Origin of the sequence: Cognatishimia sp. 1_MG-2023 (assembly GCF_030548175.1) — a bacterium.
GTDB lineage: Bacteria > Pseudomonadota > Alphaproteobacteria > Rhodobacterales > Rhodobacteraceae > Cognatishimia.
Genome location: NZ_JAUORX010000005.1, coordinates 36,757 through 55,821, shown reverse-complemented (window position 1 = coordinate 55,821; position 19,065 = coordinate 36,757). Strand labels below are relative to the sequence as shown.

Sequence of the window (19,065 nt, the reverse complement as noted above, 5' to 3'; positions counted from 1 at the left end):
AGTGACGTTTTTTGATTATGGGATCAGCAGCGATGAGTCGCCGTAAGAGAAAAACCGATATTCGTTTTTGATGGCATGCTCATAAATGCGTTTCACACGCTCCTGCCCCATTAGCGCAGAAACAAGCATCATCAAGGTGGATTTGGGCAGGTGAAAATTGGTCATCAGCGCATCCGCGACATGAAAATCAAAACCCGGATAGATAAAGATGTCAGTTTCACCTTCCCACGGCTCGACCTCACCGGAACGCGCCGCGCTTTCGATCAAACGCAAAGCGGTTGTACCAACCGGAATAACGCGACCACCTGCGGCTTTCGTCGCAGCGATCTCTTGAGCAGCGGACTCGCTCACGCGACCCCATTCAGAATGCATCTTATGTGTTAGCACGTCATCGACTTTTACCGGCAAAAACGTACCTGCCCCCACATGCAAAGTGACATGCGTAAACTGAACACCTTTGTCACGGAGCTTTCCGAGCAGATCCTCATCAAAATGCAAGCTCGCTGTCGGGGCAGCAACCGCACCAGAATGGCGGGCAAAGACCGTTTGGTAATCGGTTTTATCTTGATCATCTGCCGCGCGTTTTGCTGCGATATAGGGCGGCAATGGCATCGCACCCGCCGCGTTCAAGGCCTTATCAAATGCATCCCCTTTGGCATCGAATTGCAAAACAGCTTGGCCTTCTGATTTCTCAATCAAGGTTGCTGAAAAGTCATCGGCAAAGACAATCACTTCGCCTTCTTTAACTTTCTTGAGCGGCTTTAACAAAGCTGACCATTGGCCATCTGCTTTGGGGTCCAGCAAGGTGACTTCGATTTTAGCGGTTGTATCGCCCTGCGCGCTTTGACGGCTGCGGTAGCCAGTTAATCGCGCTGGGATAACCTTGGTATCGTTCAGAACAAGCCGGTCGCCCGCCTGAAAGTAATCTACCAAATCAATCACGCGCCCATCTGTGATTTGATCTTGCTGCGCCACCAAAAGGCGGGCTGAGGTGCGCGGAGACGCCGGGCGCGTAGCGATCAATGCCTCTGGCAGATCGAAGTCAAAATCGGAAAGTTGCATAGCGGCGGCGTCCTGCTGCGTAAGAGAAGATCAGTTCTGCACCGCTTCAGAGGAATCATCAGATGTCTTAGGCTGCGGGCGGCGGAAAATGTCGCGTAATATGCCCGGCGTCAAGACCGACAAAGGGTTCACGCGCACTGTCGGATTATCTGATGATCCTGAAAGCCGATAGTTAAAGCCAAACAGGCCTTCGCCTTTGCGCGCAATCGGCCTGCCTACCACGTTCAATAGGTAAATCGGAGAGATCACGCCCTGCATATCAAAACGGCTGTTCACAAGGTCATAGACGCCATCCATGGATAGCCCCATCGACGTCCCAACGGCACTGCCCTGCGAAAGCACGACCTGCGACGGTGTCAGACGGAACCGCGCTTCAACTTCAGTAAAGGCGATGCCATCGCCACCAAGTTGTTCCAACAATCCAATCACACTGATCGCGTTTAATAGCTCTGCCATTGCAGGCGCATCTTTGATCCGCACGTTTCGCGCAATCAACTGACCGTCGTAATTGCCCGGCGCACCGATAGGGCGAAGCGTTAGATCCAATGTGCCACCGCGCGTCTGTTCGACAACACCGGCAGAGCGCAGCGTTCCTCCAGCGTCATTTGATTGAATGCGGACAGCGCTACGATTGCCCTGCGGAACAACCACCCCGGTGATCTGCGCGCCATTGTTTACAGCGGCTTGAAATTTGCCGTTAAACCCACCAACCGTTGAAAAGTCACCGTTGAATTTTGTCAGTGTGATGCCTTCGGAGATCGTAAGCCGATCTAGGTTAGCCTGAATGCGGGTACCATTGGCCGATGGGCCACCTGAACCGCCACCGTTTGTTGCCGTTGGCGTTTTGCGCATATCCAGCGATCCACCCACAAGACGTACTTCTGGCGAAGCAGCGCCGCGGCCAATTAGGTTCACACCACCCCGATACCAAGACCCAGCTCGAACGTCTGAAAGACGCACAACATCAAGCGCCCCATTCGGTTTCAATGTGATGTCGCCTTTGGCGGATAACCCAGGTGCTTCAAGCACCAAGTTAGTCACTTGAAGCGGCTTTGTCAGACGGCCATCTACACGCAGGTTGCCTTTTTGACGTGCCCCTTTACCCCATCCGATCGCGGCCAATCCAAGCCTTGTTCCAATCAAATCAGACTGCACAGAAAATGTAGGCGGTTGGTCTTTTTGCAGTTCCAACTCAAACGAGCCTTTGGACACGCCACTGACCATGTCCCGCGATAAACCGATCCCGAATTCATCAATGAACCGTTCGCTCAGCTCAATAGTACCGCGCACCTGACTTTTGCCACCGTTATTCGCCGTGAGCGCCGTTTTAAACTGCGCATCAAACGGCACACCCCCGATACGTCCGGGGCCAAATATCTCTAATGCATCATTATCGACAGACACATAAAGCAGCGGAGCAGCAACAACTTTTTCAGGCGTAAAATGCGATGTTCTAACATCGGTCAGCTCTGCGGTTGCGTTAAACTGCACGTCTTCAGCCTTAAGCTTTTTCACCAACTTAAGTTTCAAATCACCCTGAACCCGGGCCTGCCCATCCGCAAGATCCGTCGGCAGTTTTGCTTTTGACAAGAAGTTCAGCGGCTTGTGGTCCAGCAACGTTAAAGTAGCTGTCACAGTGCCAGACGTGCTTAAGCCAACCTCAGCTGGTGTGGATTTCGCACCGACATTTGGAATAACAAACGTCGTTCCAGAAATATCCATTGCGCCGCCTTTACCGGGCGACACCACACCTTCGTGTGCGATGACACTAAAGCGATCGTTAAACAGAACAGCCTGCCCCTTGCCATTTTCCACAACAGGGAGAGTTTTGGCATACCGCACGGTCGCGTCGTCAAAGTGAAAATCTACATATACGTCGGGCTTTTTTTGTGGCTTGGAACGGATCGCAAAATTAATATCCGTTAAACGCCCTTGATGAATGTTCTCGTCAATCCAGGTTCTTGTTTTTGCGGCCGCCCTTTCAGGCCACCATGCCACAACACGACGCGCATCCAACGCATCCATGTGGCCGTTTAATGCAACGTTCCAATCGTTTTCCGTGGCCGAAAGATTACCGTCCAAAATCAACGAGTGCCCCTGATCCTGAATAAGCACTTCGCCAAAGTTAACTTCGAACGGATCGAACTTTAGTCGAAAATCCGCGCTCACCCGATCAAGTGATACAGGTGCATCAAATAAGTCCGCCGGGTTACCGGACAATTCGGTCAGTTGGAATTGCGCAACAAGACTGTCAGGTAATCCAGTCTCAAGCCCGACAAGATGCGCTTTGCCTTCCGCGCGCGCGTTTCCCCATGCACTCACGATAGAGAGTTCATCAAATTGCAGCGTATTGGTTTCCGGAAGATACGTGAAAAAGCTTCGCGCAGATTGGAACGGCACAGCTTTTACTGCGTCACGTGGCTGAAATACCCCTTCTTGGATTTCCAAGCTGGCAAACAAGGGTCCAAGGTTCCCTTGATCATCAATTGCGACGCGCAGCGCACCTGAAATGGGTGCACGCAGTAGGTCAAGCCAGGCCAATGCCGGAGACTGAGATGAAATATCTTCGGAAGCCACATCATCGACATTCACATCGAACTGCGCAGCTAATGAACCAATCTCACTTTGGTAATTGAATTCAAGCGTAGAAACGAAATCGCGCCCACCCAGTAACGCCAAGTTAGACGACAGCTGCAAATCATCGCCTTTACGCGACAATTTCATCTGCCCCCCATCCACGGTCCAGGCCCGGTTGGCACGTAGATCATCAAATTGAATGGTAACCGCATCAATTTCGACAGATGTCAGGTGTTCAAACTGCGACAGGCTAAGCCATTCATCAATCTGCTGGACCAAAGTATCCAAAGACGTGGCCTCTGCAGCTGCCTCTCCCATGGGCCCACCCACGGCTACGCCAACGTCCCCAGCCTCATTTCGGCGTGCATTTAGAAACACACCACTCACACGAATGTCTCGTGGAGCGACTTGACGCCTCAGCAGGCGACGGTAGGACAGTGTCGTTTCAGCCTCGGAAAATTCGAGGGTGGGTCCACCGTCCTTTGGCTTCACCAAAACGCGCTCTAGCCGAATATTTGGGTGCCAATCATTCGAGACCTGCACCGTGATCCGGTCAAAAGACACATCCGCATCTGGCAAGGCCTCTGAAAACCGGGTCGCTGCGATGTTTTTTAACCAAGGCGCCACATCAAAAGTGCGCCCAATCGAATAGGCAACCGCCCCCGTAATCAACAAAGCAAAGCAAACAACGACAGCCATGAAATATAGGCTGATCCGCATTCCGCGACGTGATTTTTTTACTTCAGAAGGTTCAGTCATATGGAACGCAGTAAATCCTGCTACCTTGGAGTCTTGTTGCGTTGTCCGGCGTAACATATAGCCATTAAAGAAAAACCCCAAGGAGATGTCATGCTAGAGATAGGCGATAACGCGCCCGCGTTCACTTTGCCAGAAACAGATGGGGCACCAATCACATTGAGTGATCTTAAGCCTAGTGCAGTTGTGCTGTTTTTCTACCCGCGCGACAATACCAAAGGCTGCACCGTCGAAGCCATTGATTTCAGCGCAGCATCAGACGCCTTCGATGCCGCAGGTGTGAAAGTCTTTGGCATTTCAAAAGACAGCCTTGCAAGCCACGGCAAATTCCGCGGCAAGCACGAACTAACAGTCCCCCTACTATCAGATGAAGAATCCGACGTTTGCGAACAATACGGCGTTTGGAAAGAAAAGAAGATGTACGGCAAGACCTTTATGGGGATTGAGCGCACGACAGTACTGATCGACAGCGAAGGCAAAGTTTCCAAAATCTGGCGCAAGGTCAAAGTACCCGGGCATGTCGAAGATGTACTTGCGGCGGCCCAAAACCTATGACGATGAAATCCCTGTCCCAAATGGCTGTCGATGTTCTAACGACGGCCGATGGCCGTGAAAAAACAGCACTGTCGCGCGACTATGCCAAAGCTTGGTTTGCGGCACGCGAGGCAGGTGATGCGATCTCTATCGGTTCAGCCAAGCCACCGATGCAACCGGCGCGCCCCGAAAAGCCTGAACTGCTTTCGCCGCGTGATGTGCCCCGACGACGCCCCGGAAGTATCCACGGGCAAATCGCTTTGCTTCATGCAGTGGCGCACATCGAACTCAACGCTGTGGACCTGCACTGGGACATCATTGCGCGGTTTGCAGAAGTTGAAATGCCTATTGGGTATTTCGACGATTGGGTCAAAGCCGCAGACGAAGAAAGCAAACATTTCAATTTGGTAAGTGATTGCCTCGAAGACCTTGGCAGCTTTTACGGTGCCCTTCCCGCCCACGCGGGCATGTGGCGCGCGGCCGAGGATACAGCCGAAGATTTCATGGGCCGATTAGCCGTTGTACCAATGGTTCTTGAGGCGCGTGGGCTTGATGTCACGCCGGGGATGATCGACGTATTCAAGCGTGCAAAACTAGATAAAGTCGTAGAAGCGCTTGAAATCATCTATGCCGAAGAAGTCGGACATGTTGCCTATGGCTCTAAGTGGTTTCACTTTCTTTGCGGCCGTCACAACCTTGATCCCAAAGAAGTATTCCACGAACTCGTTCGAAAATACTTCCGCGGCGGAACGAAGCCTCCGTTCAACGAAGAGAAGCGCGCAGAGGCTGGGTTACCGCCAGACTTCTACTGGCCACTCGCAGATGAAATACCCGCAAAACGTGTAAGCGACGGCAAATAAACGCCGATTTCGGTGCGAAAACTGCCACTTCCCTCCATATCTCTGGAAATTCCTTGCCCAAAAGCCGAGCGCTGGTTAAGGAAATTCCGGCGTCGAAGGGGACAATTTGCGGCGCGCCGATTGGGAATAATAAGGGACGGGCCGTGAGAACACGTCTGGTGATCAAAATTCATGCGATCTTGGAAAGACATTTTCCGGAACGCAGACTCTTTCTTCGGTCTGACACGGACACGCGATTTATTCGCCTGCGTCCAGGCACTCAGATTGTCGCATTTGCCGGATTCGGTTTCCTCGTCGCTTGGTCCATTATCGCGACTGCTGTCTTAGTTATGGATAGCATTGGCTCGGGTAATTTCCGTGAACAAGCAAAGCGCGATCAGGAAACGTATCAGTTACGTTTGAACGAAATTTCCAACGAACGCGATGCGCGATCTTCTGAAGCATTGGCGGCACAAAGCCGGTTTAACGCAGCGCTCGATCAGATTTCGTTGATGCAGTCGCAACTGCTGGCCTCTGAAACCCGCCGCCGTGAGCTGGAAACTGGGATCGACGTGATCCAAACCACCCTCCGCCGCACGATGAAGCAGCGCGAAGAAGCGCGAACCAACTTGGCAAACGCCCAAGCCTCTGGTTCTGGCGAAGCAACAGTTGCGATTGCGGGCGACATCAACACTGATGGCGTTGAAAGCCTTGTTATTGCGCTGTCCGAAACCGCAAAAGAGCGCGACCACGTCTTTGAGCAAGCACAGCAGGCTGTCCAGCATGCCGAAGACATGGAACTTGAGCTGAAACTGCTTGAGGAAAAGAACGACCAAATCTTCCGTCAACTCGAAGACGCGATGACCGTTTCTGTTGAACCCTTAGAAAAGATGTTCTCGCAAGCTGGCCTGTCGACCAAGTCTTTACTTGATGAAGTACGTCGCGGCTACAGCGGTCAGGGCGGTCCATTAACGCCTCTTTCAATCTCTACCTCTGGCGGGGCACTTTCGGCGGATGCTTTGCGGGCGAATAAATTGCTGAACGATCTAGATCGTTTGAACATGTACCGCATTGCTGCACAGACCGTACCCTTCGCTAACCCGGTGAAAACTTCTGTCCGCTACACAAGTGGCTTTGGCATGCGGTGGGGGCGGATGCACAAGGGTGCCGACTTTGCGGGGCCACATGGCACAAACATCTATTCTACGGCCGACGGAAAGATCACCCATGCCGGTTGGTCGTCTGGTTATGGACGGCTGATCAAGATCCAACATGCGAATGGAATCGAGACGCGCTATGCCCATTTGGCGAAAATCCGCGTAAATGTCGGTCAAAGGGTCTCGCGTGGGGAACATATTGGTGATATGGGCAATTCTGGGCGGTCTACTGGGACGCATCTGCATTATGAGGTGCGTGTTAATGGTAAGGCCGTCAACCCGATGACTTTTATTAAGGCTGCACGAGATGTTTTCTAAAAGCAAAATCAACGAGCCCGGCGCCAAGGCCGAAGCCACAGAAAAACCGGCTGCTCCACAAGCTGCCCCTATTCCGGCAGCCCCTAAAGGAGCAGATATGAAATCCACCGCCCCTAAGGCGAAACCACCGGCATCCATCTTGTCCGCAGACTTGCACGTTCAGGGCAACATGAAGACAACTGGTGACATTCAGGTTGAAGGCACTGTCGAAGGCGACATCCGTGCGCACCTGCTAACTATCGGAGAAACCGCAACAATCAAAGGCGAAGTGATGGCCGATGACGTTGTGATCAACGGCCGTATCGTTGGCCGTGTCCGTGGTTTGAAAGTCCGCCTGACATCGACTGCACGTGTCGAAGGTGACATCATCCACAAGACCATCGCGATCGAAAGCGGTGCGCATTTTGAAGGTTCTGTACAGCGCCAAGACGACCCGCTGTCCGGCAAATCAAAGACCCCTGTTGAACAAGGCTAAGCCTGTTCCAGACCCAATTTTGAAAGGCACCGCATCGCGGTGCCTTTTTCATTTGTGACCCCACCGTACGCTGTGGATATTAACCACGGGTTAGCCGTTCCCTACCCTGCCGCACTGTGGGATTTGATTTCGTAAATGTGGAAATTCGTACGTTTGGAGGGCTGAAACGTACGATTCGGGGGGGCTGTGTTATGATGCATCGGTTTCGTTCAGTATTTTAGCTACACCACCAAGCCAAACTAATTTGAAGCGATTTTCTCGACAACGCAACGAACAATCGCAATAGTTGCGCCGAACAAAAAATAGCTCCATAAAAGTGTGATTAGAACTTAGACATACAAAAACTTCAAACAAAGTAACGCTATTTGCATGATGGGCATCTAATACGAATTTACTCGTTGCTCCAAAACGGAAAACATAATGTTTAACAGTTTCGCCCGCCTCGCACTAACGGCAACTGCGATAGCGCCGGTAGGATTTACATATTCCTTTGTTGCTCTTTTCAACAATGCTTGGGCAACATTCTTCTGGCTGGCAGGTGGCTCAACTGCACTGGTTTTTATTTGCTTAGCCATCTTGCAATCAACCCGTTCAACAAGAGCTCCTGCTGCCGAAAAGCACATCATTACAACTGTTGAACCTGCTGACCGAGAAAACATGGCAATTATGTTGCTCTACTTAATGCCACTTTTCACAGCAGACTTTGAAACATTAAATTGGGTCATGTGGATCCCAACAATTATTATTTTCGCGTTTATCGCTGTGACCAGCCACAGCTATTTTTTCAACCCCCTGCTAGGTGCTTTCAAATGGCATTTCTACCGGGTTGGAACACCGCAAAATGTGACCAGCATTCTCATTACAAAACGAACAATCCGCCAAGGGAACATCACCATTCGTGGAATTGAACTTGGAACCTATGTAATATTCGAAACGGAGTAGATATGTGTAGAACCCTTTTCGCACTTTGTCGCGAGAAAAACAAAAATGTAGTACGGCGCGTACCGTTGGAAAGAGGAGTTCAGGACGAAGTTGAACAGATGTTTGAGGCTCAAGAGCGTCAGTTTTTTGATGGAAAAGACGAACCTATCGAATTTAATGGCGACTGGAAACCAGATGGAAACGAACTTCTAAGTATTCGAGATCCAGCTCTTCTTGGGCAAATAAACGAAACTAGAGTGAATGGTGCGGGTGCATACCCTCTAGTAGATATTCTAGATTATGCATCTGCAGGAATTAAAGCGCTTTTTATGCATTCTCGCCTATTCGAAGATCACATTCTTGTCCAAAAATTTCAAACATCCCAGTATTTGCAGCGAAAGAGTTTAACTTTAACATTTAACGCCAATATATTTGGTAAACTTAATGAACATGGTTTTTCGTTAGGAGAAAAACTGAGCGCTGTTATCAAATCAGAAACGGTAATGTTTGAGAGTTTTCCGGTTCTAAGAAGCTTTTTAACGGTACAGGAGCACTTTGAAGCGGCAACGGCGCATGAAATTGACGAATTTGCGAAAAACTCTGCATTTTCAATTGAAAACAAAGCCTTATTCGACAGTCATATGGACGAGCGTTGCCGAAAACTTATACGCGGCATCAAAAAATCCAGAGTTTTACAAAACCATAACGCTTCCGACATTATTTCGCGAGCAGCATCGGTTGGCTTAAATATAAATGAGGTAGAAGGGCGGATCGTACTCCCAACTGAGAAACGAGACCTCAAGGTCGTACTAAGTTTTCTGGAAGAAAGCGTCTATAAAGGCATCTTTTCCGCCGATACTTTCGTCACAAACTCCAAACGTTCAATTAACTAACGTTTCAAATATATCCGCCTTGATACCAACAGCAAAAACGCCACCCCATCAGGTGGCGTTTTCCGTTTCATCCGCCTCCCAGCATCCGCTCCCCGTCTGGCCAGAACACGTGATAGGCGAAGGCGACTATGACGCCGCAAGCAGGGCGAAATGCCTTGTGGTGGTGTGTCGCCGTCGACTTCAAAGTAAAGACGGGTTCACGCGCAATCAAAGTGCTGTCTAACGTCTGCAACACAAAGAGCGCGCCTGAACCAGACGCGCTCTTTCTTAGTCAAATCCAACCTGGATCAGTTGTCGCCGTGTAGATCCAACCGACGCTCTTCCAGAACCTTCAGAACATCCATGAACTGATCTGGGAATGCGAGGAAGCGCGGGAACTCACGTTTGGCAACTTCGGTCACACCTGGGTGTGCGGCCAGTTCCAAGTTTTGATGGAATGGATCATCGAGCATGTCATAGTAGGTCTGAATGAATGCCTTGGCTTCCGGCGTTTCATAGACGTCTTTTGACACGTGACGGTTCGCTGCAAGCTCTTGAAGATCAGCCGCAAACTGGGTCTGAACCTTAACATCCGTGATGCAGGTCAAAACCTTCATCGCGCCTTCAACGTTCTGCCCACCGCCACTAAGCGCATAGCTTTCAACGGCCCCTTCTGTGGCAGACGGGATGTTTTCGTCAATCACAGGGAATGGGAAAATGCCGTAGTCCACGGTGGCAACCTGACCGGCGTCTTTAAACAGACCCGCAGTCCATGGCCCCATCAATTCCATCGCTGCGTCGCCAGAGATGATCTTTTTGCCCATTTCACGCCAGCCTGCGCTGGAGATGTTATCGTTGAAATAGCCGCGTTTCACCAAAACAGACCACAGCTCCATCGCGTGGATCACTTTCGGATCAAGGTAGCTCTCGTCGCCAACCATCAGGCGCTTGCGGAAATCAGATCCGGCTGTGCGCAGCACGAAGTAGTCAAACCAGAAGAGAGGTTCCCAGCCGCCCTGTGCTCCTAATGCAAATGGGGTGACACCGGCTGCATCCAGTTTTTCAGCCGCAGCCAAAAGCGCATCCCACGTTTCTGGTACCTCAATGCCATGTTCTTGGAACACAGTGCGATTGTACCAGAAGGTTGTTGGCAGCATGGAATAAGGTACGGAATAGACATTGCCATCTGGTTCGGTTGCAACGGATTGAACGCCCGGCCAGATCTCGTCTTTCACAGCATCCCAATTTTCGCCGAGATTGACAATTTTACCGTTCTCAGCTTGGAACTGTACACGTCCGCCCGGCCAAGTGCCGTAGATTTCAGGTGGGTTGTTGCTGGCCAGTTGAACGGGCAAAAGAACTTCGTACTGCGCATAAGGGATAAAGATCTCTTCGATCTCATACCCGAACTTTTCGCCACAGGTTTCAAACATTGCAAGCCGTGGATCACGGTTGTGCGGATCTGCGTGCATATGCATGACACGAATGGTGTTATTCGATTCCTGTGCAATAGCTGGCGTGGCCACTGTGGACAGTAAAATAGGCATGGCAATGGCGGCCGAGAAACCGGCCTTCAAAAAGTTTTTCATAATTCTCCTCCCAGTTGAATTATTGCACCGACGCCCCTACGCGTCGTTATGATCAGCGCTGCGCTGCTGTGGTGTCCTGTTTTGACAGGCCGGTGCTCCTTTTTGCGCATTAGGGGTTAGGGGGGATTATAGGTTCATAATATCAATATGAGTCAAGTATTAATATTTTAGAACACACAGATATATTTTACGAAGTTAAAACAATGGCTTGGGAATTTTACTTTTTGCTATCCAAGTCTGCTTGACCATAACGCCACCTTTTAGGCGTTCAAAACGACGGGCTTGGTACGATGAAGATGCCCCGCTAAAAGGCCTTGCAGTGACCTTCATAGAGCTTCAACGAAAAACGCCGCCCGATGTGGGCGGCGCTTTTACTAAGCTCTGAGAGGATCATCTATTTCCGAGCATCCATTCCCCGTCTGGCCAGAACGCATGATAGGCAAAGGCGAACATGACGTCGTGGGGCAGATCGTTGCCCTGCCCGTCTTTGACGCGGATGGAGCCGACGTCGCGGGATTTGGCGATGTTGCCGCCGTCAAGCGCTGAGGCTTGGCCGGGTTTCCATGAGATGGTCACGCCTGCTTCGGTGACTTCGGGGGTCGCTTCGAAACGTTCAAGCGGCCATGCGCGGTCGCCGACGCGGACCACGCGGGCGAGTGGGGAAATGCCGTGGGGTGGGTTCTCGCCATTGTACAAGAACGGTTTGCGGGATGTGTCGTAGCCGCGATACGGGTTGGCGCCGTAGCTGCGGTTGTAGCCGGGTTCATCCATGACAAGGCCTGCTGGGTTGCGGGATTTGAACTCGGCCCAGCTTTCCATCCATGTGGGTAATGTGGTGAGCTCAACGCCATTGAGTTGGCCCACGATCCCCTGCCCGATGGCTTGTTGCCACCAAGTTTCGGTTTCGCGGTCATACATCACCATATCGGAATTGCGCAGTTTGCCAGAGACGCCAAAGGTCAGCACGCCTGCGGATGTGCGGCGGTCAAAGGTGATGCCGGAGTTGCAGAGCGGACAGAAGGTGACGGCGACGGGGGTGTTGCCGACCTTGTCGTTCACGATCTCATGCCATGTCAAATAGCGGATGGGATAGGCGCGTGGGGTTTGGCCGTCTATTTCTAGGGTAATGACGGGCTCACGGTCGCCGATGCGAGATTCATCGCTGGCGTTGATAAAGCTAGGATCGCTGAGGGCGGGAATGCCGTCTTTGGGCGGGCCACCGGACATGATCTCGGACCAGTTGGAGATTGAGGTGTTGTTGAAATCCGTGGTGGGCCATTCACGGGCCCAAGATTTTGGATTGGCGGAGGCGGCTGTCACCGAAAGGCACAGCGCGGTGGCCAGAAAGAGTTTTTGAAAGGACATGGGTGCGCTCCATTTTTCATTGGAAAAAGGATGCGCTGGCGCGGGGCGTTTGAATAGCCCCGCACACGGTGTTGTGACCAAGTCTTACTCGGTGACTGTGACCGTTTTCATAACGTCTGGCTGGCCTTTGATGGCGCCGGAGCGTTGATCGCCGCGTTTGATGGCATCAACCACATCCATGCCTTCGGTGACTTTTCCGACAACGGTGTATTGGCCGTTCAGGAAGTAACCTGCATCAAACATGATGAAGAACTGGCTGTTGGCGGAATTTGGGTTCTGGCTGCGCGCCATGCCCACAACGCCTGCGTCAAACGGCAGGTCCGAGAATTCGGCTGGTAGGTCTGGGAAAGCAGAACCGCCAGTGCCTGCGCGGCGCATGTCGCTGCCCATGGTGCCGTGTTCGACATCACCGGTTTGCGCCATGAAGCCATCAATCACGCGGTGGAAGACCACGTTATCGTATGCGCCCTGCTCTGCCAGTTTGGCAATGCGTTCGGCGTGCTTTGGGGCCACGTCTTCGAACAGGTCGATTTTGATGGTGCCGTTTGCACCCTCGCCTTCGACTTGCACTTGGATGCCAGTGGCAAGCGCAGGGCTTGCCACCAAAGATGCGATGATTGCGAGATTACGCAACATCTGCTGCAACTTTCACGGAAACCATACGGTCAGGGTTCGCAGGTGGCTCGCCTTTTACGATGGCGTCAACATGTTCCATGCCAGAGATCACACGGCCATAAACGGTGTATTGGCCGTTCAGGAAGTGGTTGTCTTTGAAGTTGATGAAGAACTGAGAGTTCGCAGAATCTGGGTTTTGGGAGCGTGCTGCGCCCAATGTGCCGCGGTCGTGTGGCAGTTTGGAGAACTCAGCTTTGACGTTTGGCAGGTTTGATCCACCTGTGCCTGCGGCACGTAGGTTGAAGTCGTTTTCCATGTTACCGTTGGCCACGTCGCCTGTTTGCGCCATGAAGCCGTCGATTACGCGGTGGAAGCAAACGTTGTCGTACTGACCGGAACGCGCGAGTTCCTTCATGCGCTCAGAGTGCAAAGGTGCAACGTCTGGCAAAAGTTCGATGGCAACGGTGCCGTCTTTGAGTTCCATCAGGATTGTGTTTTCGGGATCTTTATAGTCGGCCATTTGGCGCTCCTGTTGTCTAATTTGAGGGCAAGTTAATCATGGAGCGCCGGAATGCCAAGGCCAGCATTGACCTATGGGGCGATTGCTTTAGAGAACTAGGCAACAAAGACCTTTAGGAGACCGGCAAATGGCTTGGAAAACTCTGGATGATATGGACCTAGGCGGCAAACGCGTTCTGGTTCGTGTGGATATCAATGTACCGATGGACAATGGCGTGGTGACGGATGCCACCCGGATTGAGCGCATCGTGCCAACAATCAAAGACATTCTGGCAGCTGGTGGTTCCCCTATTCTGTTGGCGCATTTTGGTCGTCCAAAGGGTAAACCAGTTCCTGAAATGTCGTTGAAACCTTTGGTGCCAGCTTTGGAAGCGGCCTTTGGTGTTGCGGTGACATTCATTGAACGCCCAAGCCACGATGAGATTTTCGGCCTGCCGCAAGATGCAGTTGTGTTGATCGAAAACACGCGTTTCTCGCCTATGGAAGAAGCCAATGATCCGCAAATGTCGGGTTTCTTGTCTACTTTGGGTGACATCTACTGTAACGATGCGTTTTCCGCGGCACACCGTGCGCATGCGTCGACCGCGGGTGTGGCTGAATTGATGCCTGCGTGTGCGGGTCGTTTGATGCAAGCCGAATTGTCCGCCCTAGAAGGCGCATTGGCAACGCCGCAACGCCCTGTTGTGGCTGTGGTTGGCGGCGCAAAAGTGTCTTCTAAACTGGAATTGCTGGGCAACTTGGTTGCGAAGGTTGATCACTTGGTGATTGGCGGCGGCATGGCAAATACCTTCCTTGCAGCGCAGGGTATCAATGTTGGCAAATCACTTTGCGAGCATGACATGACAGACACTGCGCTTGAGATTTTGGAAAAAGCCAAGGCTGCGAATTGCGAAGTTATTTTACCAACGGACATCGTGGTCTCTGCTGAATTCAAAGCAGGTGCGGCGAATGAAACCGTTGCTGCGGACGCCTGCCCTGAAGACAAGATGATCCTGGATGCTGGCCCGGCAACCGTTGCGAAAATCGCGAGCGTGTTTGACGGCGCAAAGACATTGATCTGGAACGGCCCATTGGGCGCGTTTGAGATTGAACCGTTTAACGCAGCCACAGATGCGGCAGCGGCGAAGGCTGCGGAATTGTCCAAAGCGGGCAAGTTGATCTCTGTTGCGGGGGGTGGTGACACGGTTGCAGCGCTGAATGGCGCGGATGCGGCGAAGGATTTCACCTATATCTCCACCGCTGGCGGCGCGTTCCTAGAGTGGATGGAAGGCAAAACTTTGCCCGGCGTTGCGGCACTGGATCAATAATATGATTATTTCGCGGGAAATATTCATCTCTCGCGGAATGTTAGCGTTACACACATTGCAAGGAGAGTTTCGGTCGCTTATTAGCAAGGCGACTCCGAAACTCTCCGAAACTCCCTTATTTTCAAGGTAGACTTTATATGTCCAAACAATCTCAGACTGACCTCATCCGCGCAGGCAAAGGTTTTATTGCAGCGCTTGACCAATCTGGTGGCTCAACGCCCAAAGCGTTGCGTATGTATGGCGTGGACGAGAGCGCGTATAACAATGATGACGAAATGTTCGGTCTGATCCATCAAATGCGTGCACGGATTGCCCAAGCCCCCGCCTTTACCGGTGAAAAAGTGGTTGGCGCGATCCTGTTTGAACGCACTATGGACAGCGAGATGCAAGGCAAGCCAACAGCGACCTACCTTTGGGAAGATCGCGGCGTTGTGCCATTCTTGAAGATCGACAAAGGTTTGGCGGATGAAACCAATGGCGTTCGTTTGATGAACCCAAACCCCGGCTTGGACGCGCTTTTGGACAAAGCCGTTGCAAAGGGTATTTTCGGCACAAAAATGCGTTCTGTCATTGATGCGGCAAACCCTGCGGGCATCAAAGAAAACGTGGCACAGCAATTTGAAGTGGCAAAACAGATCATCGCAAAAGGTCTAGTGCCAATCGTTGAGCCAGAAGTGACTATCACCATTGCAGATAAAGCCGAAGCAGAAGACATTCTGGTTGCTGAGATCAAAGCGCAGTTGGACGCCCTGTCTGACGATCAAAACGTGATGCTAAAGCTGACGCTGCCTGAGAAAGCAAACCAGTATCAGGCGCTTGTGGATCACCCACGTGTGCTGCGTGCGGTTGCTTTGTCTGGTGGCTACTCTCGTGAGCAAGCCAACGACATGCTGTCCAAAAACTGCGGTATGATCGCATCCTTCTCTCGTGCGTTGACCGAGGGTCTAAGCGCGCAGCAAAGCGATGACGAGTTCAACACAACAATCGCGGCGACAATTGACTGCATTTATGAAGCATCCATCGCGGGCTAAGCCCCTTGGATGTTGAGAGTTTTGATCCCGTCGGTGAAAACCGGCGGGATTTTTTTATGTACCGTTTAAGTGCCCGTGAGACGCGCCAGAATGGCTTGAGTGTTGAACGACCCTAACGCGCCCGCAGTTGTGCCGCGGTGTTCGCTGAGGCGTGAGCCAATATAAGCCTCTGCTATCTCGTTTGGTGCATTTTCTAGCAGGCTGGCACCAGTCATGAGTGTTGCGAGGCTTTCGGTGAACCAGCGTGCCTCTGCCTCGTCCGGGACGGTAAGCCAGCGTTTGCGGTGAATGCCAAGGGCTGCATCAAAGTAGCGGTCGCGGCCTTTCATACCATCCAGTTGCGCATCAATTGCGGCTTGGGCGGTGCGGTCTTTGCGCAGGGTTCGTAATACGTCGAGGCAGATGACGTTCCCTGCCCCTTCCCAGATGCCATTTAGCGGGGCCTCTCGGTAAAGCATGGGCAGTGGCGTGTCTTCGATGTAGCCAAGGCCGCCTATGATTTCCATCGCCTCGGACACCACATGCACGCAGCGTTTGTTGTTGAGGTATTTGGCAAGCGCCACGCCGACACGGGCCAGCGATGTGCTGGTATCATCCGCGCGATCAAAGGCGGCGGCCATAGACATTGACAGCGCCAAGGCGCCCTCTGCATCCAGCGCCAGATCGGCAAGGACGGATTGCATGAGGGGCTGATCGATCAGCGCATGACCAAAAGCTCGGCGGGATTGCGCCCAATGGCTGACCTCTGACAAAGCGGCGCGCATCAGGCCTGCGGGGGCGATCGAAGCATCAAGTCGGCTGTGTTGCACCATATCCATAATGGTTTTGATGCCCTCGCCCTCTTCGCCGATTTTGCCAGCGAGGGCGTCGTCGAATTCGATTTCGGCGGTGGCATTGGCGTGATTGCCCAGTTTGTTTTTGAGCCGTTGTAGATGAATACCGTTGCGTTCGCCATCTAGCCAACGTGGGACAAGGAAACAGGTCAAACCGCCGGGGGCTTGGGCCAAGGTCAGAAAGCCATCAGACATGGGGGCCGAACAAAACCATTTGTGGCCAAAGATGCGATATAGCTCATCATCTGGCTCTGCGCGGCTGGAGGTGCGGCGCAGATCACTGCCTGCTTGTTTCTCTGTCATGGCCATACCAAGCGTCGCGCCAAGCTTTTCATTGACCGGCATAACACGCGGATCATATTGCGCGCTTTGCAGTTTTGGTGCCCACAATTGGGCCATGGGCGGGTCTTTGGCCAACACGGGCTGTGCGGCGTAAGTCATTGTTAAGGGGCAACAACACCCCGGTTCCAATTGGCTGAGCAGATAGACGTGCGCTGCATGGGTGGCATGGCCCCCGCTATCTGCAATCCAAGCAGAATTCGCGTATCCGGCTTTGGTCGCGACTTGCATGACCTGGTGGTATCCGGTGTTAAAATGCACCTCGTCCAGACGGCGGCCCGCCGCGTCGTAGGTTACAAGCCTAGGTGGATCACGGCGCGCATCGGCGGCAGCGGTGTGCAGCACATCGTCCGCGTAGATCGCGCCGGTTTGGGCAAGGTTGGACGTATCGGCGCCATTGGCCTTTGCGTAGGTTTGCAGCGCGGGGTCACGCGCCCATAGGTCGTGCGGCGGGGCTTTTCCCGGCTGGTTGGTTACGTCATGAGTATCAAGATCGGCACGTGGCGGAAGCTTGGGCATGAGAACTCCTCCTGCAACTAGGCTAACGCAGTGGCGACACAAATCAATCAGAGTCTTTTTGGTAACAGTTTGAGTCTAAGGGCAAAAAAACGAATCGCATTTCATTTTAGGGATTCACATAGCGAATCGCCTATGGCATAACGATATCAGAGGGTCGCAAAGGCCCCACTTTACTGAGGCAGACATGGCAGTCACAAAATCCCGCCCGGCCGTTGGAGTCGCCCTGTTCTACGGGGTTGCGTTCAGCTTAGCAGTTTATTTCACCTTTGCCGCTGTGCAGGGGGATTATGGATTGTTTCGTCGGGCGGAGATTTCTGCTGAAACACAAGTCCTAGAACGCGAATTGGCTGCGATGAAAGTCGACGTCGCGCGTATGGAAAACCTAACCCGCCGTCTCTCTGATGACTATCTGGATGTTGACCTATTGGATCAGCAAGCCCGGAGCGTTTTAGGCATGCTGCGCGCGGATGAGATGGTTATTCGTTAAGGTTAACGCCCTTGTTATTCTGGATGTTGAGGGCTGATTTTCGGACGAAATAGTCGTCGCGAGAATTCATATGCAGAATTATCGATACAAACATGTGCATGTTAAACGACAACAACATTCCATCCGAACGCCATTTTCAAGCTTACTTAGAGTTTGCCAGTCTGGGCTTAAGGGCGCAGGCTAAAACTGCTGTAAAGGCGCTTATCAGGTCTTTACCTTCTCAAAATGAAAAAGAGACTTGGGTACTGAAGCATTTCGACGAATTGAGAGCCTTAGTTCGCGTGCGTGGGCGAATTCAGCATGATATTTATCTGCAAATTGTATTCCCAGCAATTCGAGCTAGCTTTGAAAAGGGCGATCCGGAAGCAATGTTTATGCTCGCCATAACTTGGGAAAATGTCGCCGAAACTCCAGATGCCAAAGACATCGCCACTGCTTTAGGGCCAATAGAATTACTCAAACGCGCAAGCGCGTGCGAACCGGAGAACAAGCTATTCAAACAGACTCTACTCGAAGAACTAGTAAGTTCATTTGAGTATATAGACCACGAGTGGCCGGCTGGACTTCTTCTAGATCACAGTAATCTTCAAGGTGAATTGCTTGAACTCAAGAATGAGCTAAAGCTGGCTCGAAATCTAGATCATGAAAAGCGTTATACCAAGCGCCTCAACGAATTCTCGTCTAACGTCGATGCGTATTGGGAGCGTATTAACTCAAAAGAAACCGGTCACTAGAGGTTCGAAGCAACCATTCGCACATCTATTGCTAGGCTGTTCTGGAAACGACCACCCACCCCAAAGCTAATACATCTTGCCGAAATCGCACCACCTCAAAGATACGCCCATCCCCACCCAAATTTCACTTTTCCTCTGGATAACCTGCGCGACCCGTGGTTTCATGGTTTGGCCTATAGTTTAAGGCTAAACTAAAATGCTTTGCGAAAGGACCTG

At 51.9% G+C, this 19,065-nt stretch carries 17 protein-coding genes; 10 read left to right on the top strand and 7 right to left on the bottom strand.

Annotation, left to right across the window (positions count from 1 at the left end):
- Window positions 1–15: 15 nt before the first annotated feature.
- Both queA and Q4544_RS09975 read right to left on the bottom strand, forming a co-directional pair.
- Window positions 16–1,062, bottom strand: coding sequence for a tRNA preQ1(34) S-adenosylmethionine ribosyltransferase-isomerase QueA (gene queA, locus Q4544_RS09980; RefSeq protein WP_303505849.1), 1,047 nt, complete (start codon window positions 1,060–1,062; stop codon window positions 16–18).
- Window positions 1,063–1,092: 30 nt separating this feature from the next.
- Window positions 1,093–4,398: a DUF3971 domain-containing protein gene (locus Q4544_RS09975; RefSeq protein ID WP_303505847.1), complete on the bottom strand. Its 3,306-nt coding sequence runs from the start codon at window positions 4,396–4,398 to the stop codon at window positions 1,093–1,095.
- A gap of 90 nt (window positions 4,399–4,488) precedes the next feature.
- On the opposite strand from Q4544_RS09975, the gene bcp reads away from it, so the two are divergent.
- The 6 genes from bcp to Q4544_RS09945 all read left to right on the top strand — a co-directional run bounded on the left by bcp (window position 4,489) and on the right by Q4544_RS09945 (window position 9,532).
- Window positions 4,489–4,950, top strand: a complete 462-nt coding sequence (bcp, locus tag Q4544_RS09970) for a thioredoxin-dependent thiol peroxidase (protein WP_303505845.1) — start codon at window positions 4,489–4,491, stop codon at window positions 4,948–4,950.
- Between the two features lie 2 nt (window positions 4,951–4,952).
- Window positions 4,953–5,789 (top strand): ferritin-like domain-containing protein, encoded by an 837-nt coding sequence (locus Q4544_RS09965; RefSeq protein WP_407063043.1) that lies wholly within the window; start codon window positions 4,953–4,955, stop codon window positions 5,787–5,789.
- A gap of 143 nt (window positions 5,790–5,932) precedes the next feature.
- Window positions 5,933–7,243, top strand: a complete 1,311-nt coding sequence (locus tag Q4544_RS09960) for a M23 family metallopeptidase (RefSeq protein ID WP_303505842.1) — start codon at window positions 5,933–5,935, stop codon at window positions 7,241–7,243.
- Complete coding sequence (locus Q4544_RS09955) at window positions 7,233–7,718, top strand: polymer-forming cytoskeletal protein (RefSeq protein WP_303505840.1); 486 nt, start codon at window positions 7,233–7,235, stop codon at window positions 7,716–7,718. Before Q4544_RS09960 ends, Q4544_RS09955 begins: the two co-directional genes overlap by 11 nt.
- 420 nt (window positions 7,719–8,138) lie before the next feature.
- Window positions 8,139–8,660 (top strand): hypothetical protein, encoded by a 522-nt coding sequence (locus Q4544_RS09950; RefSeq protein WP_303505838.1) that lies wholly within the window; start codon window positions 8,139–8,141, stop codon window positions 8,658–8,660.
- A 2-nt stretch (window positions 8,661–8,662) separates the two neighbouring features.
- Window positions 8,663–9,532 carry a hypothetical protein gene (locus Q4544_RS09945; RefSeq protein ID WP_303505836.1) on the top strand — a complete coding sequence of 290 codons (870 nt, stop codon included), beginning with the start codon at window positions 8,663–8,665 and terminating at the stop codon, window positions 9,530–9,532.
- A 287-nt stretch (window positions 9,533–9,819) separates the two neighbouring features.
- Here the strand turns inward: Q4544_RS09945 and Q4544_RS09940 are convergent, their stop codons facing one another.
- From Q4544_RS09940 to Q4544_RS09925, 4 genes are all read right to left on the bottom strand, one after another.
- Window positions 9,820–11,100, bottom strand: a complete 1,281-nt coding sequence (locus Q4544_RS09940) for an ABC transporter substrate-binding protein (RefSeq protein ID WP_303505834.1) — start codon at window positions 11,098–11,100, stop codon at window positions 9,820–9,822.
- Window positions 11,101–11,490: 390 nt separating this feature from the next.
- A complete protein-coding gene (locus Q4544_RS09935) occupies window positions 11,491–12,465 on the bottom strand; it encodes a DUF3179 domain-containing protein (RefSeq protein ID WP_303505832.1) in 975 nt (324 codons plus the stop codon).
- Between the two features lie 84 nt (window positions 12,466–12,549).
- Complete coding sequence (locus Q4544_RS09930; RefSeq protein ID WP_303505830.1) at window positions 12,550–13,101, bottom strand: peptidylprolyl isomerase; 552 nt, start codon at window positions 13,099–13,101, stop codon at window positions 12,550–12,552.
- Window positions 13,091–13,600, bottom strand: coding sequence for a peptidylprolyl isomerase (locus tag Q4544_RS09925; protein ID WP_303505827.1), 510 nt, complete (start codon window positions 13,598–13,600; stop codon window positions 13,091–13,093). Before Q4544_RS09925 ends, Q4544_RS09930 begins: the two co-directional genes overlap by 11 nt.
- A gap of 127 nt (window positions 13,601–13,727) precedes the next feature.
- Between Q4544_RS09925 and Q4544_RS09920 the strand changes: the two genes are divergently transcribed.
- Complete coding sequence (locus tag Q4544_RS09920; protein ID WP_303505825.1) at window positions 13,728–14,906, top strand: phosphoglycerate kinase; 1,179 nt, start codon at window positions 13,728–13,730, stop codon at window positions 14,904–14,906.
- Between the two features lie 137 nt (window positions 14,907–15,043).
- Window positions 15,044–15,937, top strand: coding sequence for a fructose bisphosphate aldolase (locus Q4544_RS09915; RefSeq protein ID WP_303505823.1), 894 nt, complete (start codon window positions 15,044–15,046; stop codon window positions 15,935–15,937).
- A gap of 65 nt (window positions 15,938–16,002) precedes the next feature.
- On the opposite strand, the gene Q4544_RS09910 is transcribed toward Q4544_RS09915, so the two are convergent.
- On the bottom strand, window positions 16,003–17,628 hold the full coding sequence (locus Q4544_RS09910; protein ID WP_303505821.1) for an acyl-CoA dehydrogenase family protein: 1,626 nt from the start codon (window positions 17,626–17,628) through the stop codon (window positions 16,003–16,005).
- A gap of 184 nt (window positions 17,629–17,812) precedes the next feature.
- On the opposite strand from Q4544_RS09910, the gene Q4544_RS09905 reads away from it, so the two are divergent.
- Both Q4544_RS09905 and Q4544_RS09900 read left to right on the top strand, forming a co-directional pair.
- Window positions 17,813–18,115 carry a septum formation initiator family protein gene (locus Q4544_RS09905; RefSeq protein WP_303505819.1) on the top strand — a complete coding sequence of 101 codons (303 nt, stop codon included), beginning with the start codon at window positions 17,813–17,815 and terminating at the stop codon, window positions 18,113–18,115.
- Between the two features lie 98 nt (window positions 18,116–18,213).
- Complete coding sequence (locus tag Q4544_RS09900) at window positions 18,214–18,849, top strand: hypothetical protein (RefSeq protein ID WP_303505817.1); 636 nt, start codon at window positions 18,214–18,216, stop codon at window positions 18,847–18,849.
- The last annotated feature ends 216 nt before the right edge of the window (window positions 18,850–19,065 follow it).

Bases quoted from the DNA above. Each gene is read 5' to 3' on its own strand.
- queA (WP_303505849.1), bottom strand. From the start codon at position 1,062: ATGCAACTTTCCGATTTTGACTTCGATCTGCCAGAGGCATTGATCGCT.
- Q4544_RS09975 (WP_303505847.1), bottom strand. From the start codon at position 4,398: ATGACTGAACCTTCTGAAGTAAAAAAATCACGTCGCGGAATGCGGATC.
- bcp (WP_303505845.1), top strand. From the start codon at position 4,489: ATGCTAGAGATAGGCGATAACGCGCCCGCGTTCACTTTGCCAGAAACA.
- Q4544_RS09965 (WP_407063043.1), top strand. From the start codon at position 4,953: ATGAAATCCCTGTCCCAAATGGCTGTCGATGTTCTAACGACGGCCGAT.
- Q4544_RS09955 (WP_303505840.1), top strand. From the start codon at position 7,233: ATGTTTTCTAAAAGCAAAATCAACGAGCCCGGCGCCAAGGCCGAAGCC.
- Q4544_RS09950 (WP_303505838.1), top strand. From the start codon at position 8,139: ATGTTTAACAGTTTCGCCCGCCTCGCACTAACGGCAACTGCGATAGCG.
- Q4544_RS09945 (WP_303505836.1), top strand. From the start codon at position 8,663: ATGTGTAGAACCCTTTTCGCACTTTGTCGCGAGAAAAACAAAAATGTA.
- Q4544_RS09940 (WP_303505834.1), bottom strand. From the start codon at position 11,100: ATGAAAAACTTTTTGAAGGCCGGTTTCTCGGCCGCCATTGCCATGCCT.
- Q4544_RS09935 (WP_303505832.1), bottom strand. From the start codon at position 12,465: ATGTCCTTTCAAAAACTCTTTCTGGCCACCGCGCTGTGCCTTTCGGTG.
- Q4544_RS09930 (WP_303505830.1), bottom strand. From the start codon at position 13,101: ATGTTGCGTAATCTCGCAATCATCGCATCTTTGGTGGCAAGCCCTGCG.
- Q4544_RS09925 (WP_303505827.1), bottom strand. From the start codon at position 13,600: ATGGCCGACTATAAAGATCCCGAAAACACAATCCTGATGGAACTCAAA.
- Q4544_RS09920 (WP_303505825.1), top strand. From the start codon at position 13,728: ATGGCTTGGAAAACTCTGGATGATATGGACCTAGGCGGCAAACGCGTT.
- Q4544_RS09915 (WP_303505823.1), top strand. From the start codon at position 15,044: ATGTCCAAACAATCTCAGACTGACCTCATCCGCGCAGGCAAAGGTTTT.
- Q4544_RS09910 (WP_303505821.1), bottom strand. From the start codon at position 17,628: ATGCCCAAGCTTCCGCCACGTGCCGATCTTGATACTCATGACGTAACC.
- Q4544_RS09905 (WP_303505819.1), top strand. From the start codon at position 17,813: ATGGCAGTCACAAAATCCCGCCCGGCCGTTGGAGTCGCCCTGTTCTAC.
- Q4544_RS09900 (WP_303505817.1), top strand. From the start codon at position 18,214: ATGTTAAACGACAACAACATTCCATCCGAACGCCATTTTCAAGCTTAC.